Origin of the sequence: Vibrio sp. 2017_1457_13 (assembly GCF_030851525.1) — a bacterium.
In the GTDB taxonomy this organism is placed as follows: Bacteria; Pseudomonadota; Gammaproteobacteria; order Enterobacterales; family Vibrionaceae; genus Vibrio; species Vibrio metschnikovii.
This window is the reverse complement of sequence record NZ_VHTA01000028.1, coordinates 1-3,095: the sequence shown is the minus strand read 5'-3', so window position 1 is coordinate 3,095 and position 3,095 is coordinate 1. Positions and strand designations below refer to the sequence as shown.

Annotated in this window: 4 protein-coding genes and 1 pseudogene; 3 read left to right on the top strand and 2 right to left on the bottom strand. The window is 38.4% G+C overall.

The window, feature by feature from the left end:
* Positions 1-122: 122 nt before the first annotated feature.
* A pseudogene (locus FKN88_RS17280) lies at positions 123-269 on the bottom strand (GNAT family N-acetyltransferase); the annotation flags it as partial.
* A complete protein-coding gene (locus FKN88_RS17275) occupies positions 266-538 on the bottom strand; it encodes a DUF1778 domain-containing protein (protein ID WP_004394087.1) in 273 nt (90 codons plus the stop codon). The pseudogene FKN88_RS17280 and the gene FKN88_RS17275, both read right to left, overlap by 4 nt.
* Before the next feature lie 229 nt (positions 539-767).
* Between FKN88_RS17275 and FKN88_RS17270 the strand changes: the two genes are divergently transcribed.
* The 3 genes from FKN88_RS17270 to FKN88_RS17255 all read left to right on the top strand — a co-directional run bounded on the left by FKN88_RS17270 (position 768) and on the right by FKN88_RS17255 (position 2,857).
* Positions 768-1,679, top strand: coding sequence for a hypothetical protein (locus tag FKN88_RS17270; protein ID WP_154171036.1), 912 nt, complete (start codon positions 768-770; stop codon positions 1,677-1,679).
* Positions 1,680-1,830: 151 nt separating this feature from the next.
* On the top strand, positions 1,831-2,232 hold the full coding sequence (locus FKN88_RS17260) for a DUF2007 domain-containing protein (RefSeq protein ID WP_154171037.1): 402 nt from the start codon (positions 1,831-1,833) through the stop codon (positions 2,230-2,232).
* A gap of 148 nt (positions 2,233-2,380) precedes the next feature.
* Positions 2,381-2,857, top strand: a complete 477-nt coding sequence (locus FKN88_RS17255; RefSeq protein WP_084998679.1) for a GNAT family N-acetyltransferase — start codon at positions 2,381-2,383, stop codon at positions 2,855-2,857.
* Positions 2,858-3,095: the final 238 nt, after the last annotated feature.

The window sequence follows — 3,095 nt, the reverse complement described above, 5'->3', positions numbered from 1 at the left end:
AAGGAGTCTTGATTGATTTAGCAGCTTCGCGAGCGAAGGCTTCTAGAGCTTTCTTATCCATATTGCTTATCCTTAGCCATGACTGGCTTAATTATAAGCAGATACACAATTTAAATTACAGGCTCATCCTCTAAAACAAATGTTCGGGTATTATCTTTTTTAGCTTGCTGACTTGCCATGACTTTCAAATAGTTATTAAGCGCATCAATTCCGCAGTTGAATCGGTTTCTGTCGTGTTTATCTTTATCGAGTAATACCGTTTTCATCATTGGTTTTTGGTCTCATAACGTTCGGCGGCAGTTTTAAGCTTTTGATTTAATGTTGTTGGTTTATCGAGAGCCTCCATAAGTAAAATGGCGTCTGCTTGGCTTAATTTTAGTGTTTGCTCACGTTCAATCACTTGTTTTGCTTTTTCGATTGCAGCATTGAGTACAAATGAGTTAATACTAGACATGCCAGCGAGAGCAGCCGCTTTGGTTAATAAGTTTTGTGTATCGACATCAACTCTCGCAGTGATACGAGGTAAAGTGGTAGCCATAATGTGTTCTCCTTTGTGTCAAAATGTCACATCCTTATTATGGTGTTTAAATATACAAAAAGCAATTATTGTGTCACTTTGGCACGCAAGCTAACAAACGCTTCAAGAGGGACTTCCAACGCGCGGCATTTTCATTATGCGTTGATTTTGGTGATTACGGTGTTATGCGGAAACTTGGTAGTAGCGTTGTCAGCCCCTTAAGCGGGCGTTATGTTTCAAAGGAGAAAATATGGACGAGGCTAAATGTAAAGAGTTAAGCAGAGTCGTTACCAGTGAAGAGTTGTACATTATTGACAAAGTTAAATCATTGACATACTCCTGTGATGAATGTGGTATTGAGTTACTTCCATGCTCGTTTCAAAAAAATGTAAATCTACGAAAACCATACTTTAAAACTCGTAAAGGTGTTCATCATAAGCAGGGTTGTGATGCTGAAGGTGAGGCTAAAATTCGTTCGAAAGGTTCATCTACACGACTAACTTCACCTGAAGGTTTTCCGTTAGCATATCCAAATCGTTTTAAATTACGAAAAGATGATGTTGTTGAACCAACAGGAGTTATTACTCCGTTAGCTCCTGACTCACGTCGCCCTAATAAACGGAAAAAAGATCAATCAGATGGCAGTGGGCGAAAATCAAATTATGAGACAACTTCATTTAAATCAATAGTTAATCAATATTTTGATTTCCCTTACGACAGAGACCGAGCCTTATCTTTTGAAGGTGTTGATGGTACTACATATGCAGAAATATTTAGCCAAATCAGAAGTACACGAGGAAATCAGAAATTTGTATTTCAGGGTGATAAGCAAAAGATATACTATGCATCATTGCCTTGGAAACTATCCATAGAAGATAACGGTAAAATTCAAATTAACTTATCTCCTGGTAAATGGGTTGAGCAGGAAGGGAAGAAAGTAAATGAGAGACCATATTACTTAGAAGTTGATTTTTCTAATTGGCCTCAACAAAGCAAGTCTAAGTTCTTAAACGATTATAAAAAAATCATAGAACTTGTTCGTGGCACTAATAGAAAAGCAGCTATTGCATTTGTCGGTGAACAGGATACCAAAGATGATTATTTCAGATTTTATTCAATCGATAGACGTCTGATAACTTTCAAGGTGTTTAATGACGCCTAGCTTAGAAACATAACAAACTGTTTAAGAGGGATTCGCAACGCGTGGCATTTTTACTATGCGTTGGATTAAGTGTTTAAGGTGGTATGCGGCGGCTTCGGTATTGCGTTGCTCACCCCTTAACAGGGCGTTATACCACCTATAGAGGTAACATGTGATTGTAATAGCACGTTTTTCATTTCCTCACGAAGCTCATATAGCGAAAGCGAGCTTGGAAAGTGCAGGGATAACAAGCTTTATCGCTGATGAACATACAGTGAATACTCAGTGGCTTTACTCAAATGCTATCGGTGGTGTTCGTCTATTAGTCGCTGAAGATGACGCAAAAGAAGCATTAGAAATTTTGAATAGCGACTTTTCAGAGTCTGTGGAAAATGAAGCCATTCCTGACAAGTTAAAAGACGTTTGTCCGAATTGTGGAAGTGGAGATCTTTCCGTCCATACAAAAGGCAAAAAGCCTGCTTTCTTAGTTTTTATTTTGCTCGGTTTTCCGTTGTTTTTTTATAAACATGGTTATAAATGCAATCAGTGTGGCGAGTTCAGTGAAAAATTATAATCCAAGTGGTATAACAAACGGTTAAAGAGGGATTCGCAACGCGCGGCATTTTTATAATGCGTTTATTTTTGTGGTTACGGTGTTGTGCGGTGAGTTGGTAGTTACGTTGCTCACCCCTTAACCGGGCGTTATAACCTAATGGGAAATCATGAACTTAGAAGAGTTTCAAGAATCGGATTTTGACCTGCTTATAAAATGGATTGACTCAGATGAGTTGAACTATTTGTGGGGTGGTCCAGCGTATGTTTTTCCGTTGACTTATGAACAGATTCATTCCCACTGTAGCAAAGCAGAAGTATTTCCCTATCTGCTAAAAGTGAACGGTAGACATGCTGGGTTTGTTGAGTTGTACAAAGTTACCGATGAGCAATATCGGATTTGCCGAGTGTTTATTTCAAATGCTTATCGTGGGCAAGGACTATCAAAATCGATGTTGATGTTATTAATCGATAAAGCCCGATTAGATTTTTCTGCAACCAAGCTTAGCTTAGGCGTTTTTGAACAGAACACTGTTGCTAGAAAATGTTATGAGTCATTAGGTTTTGAAGTGGTTTCGACAGAAATTGGTACAAGATCTTTTAATGGTAAGTTATGGGATTTGGTGCGAATGGAAAAACGGTTATAACAAGGCGTTAAAGAGGGATTCGCAACGCGTAGCATTTTCGTTATGCTTTGATTTTATTGGTTTTTAGTGCAATGCGGTGAGTTGGTAGTTGCGTTACTCACCCCTTAACGCGGCGTTATACGTGCTTATCAGAATTATCGCCAAACTGTTTATTTATACAGTTGTAAAATGTATGCTTCATATGAATCAATAGGAGCGTCATGATGACAATAAAATTCGAAGAAAAAGTGCCTAGTCC

Bases quoted from the DNA above. Each gene is read 5' to 3' on its own strand.
- FKN88_RS17270 (WP_154171036.1), top strand. From the start codon at position 768: ATGGACGAGGCTAAATGTAAAGAGTTAAGCAGAGTCGTTACCAGTGAA.
- FKN88_RS17275 (WP_004394087.1), bottom strand. From the start codon at position 538: ATGGCTACCACTTTACCTCGTATCACTGCGAGAGTTGATGTCGATACA.
- FKN88_RS17255 (WP_084998679.1), top strand. From the start codon at position 2,381: ATGAACTTAGAAGAGTTTCAAGAATCGGATTTTGACCTGCTTATAAAA.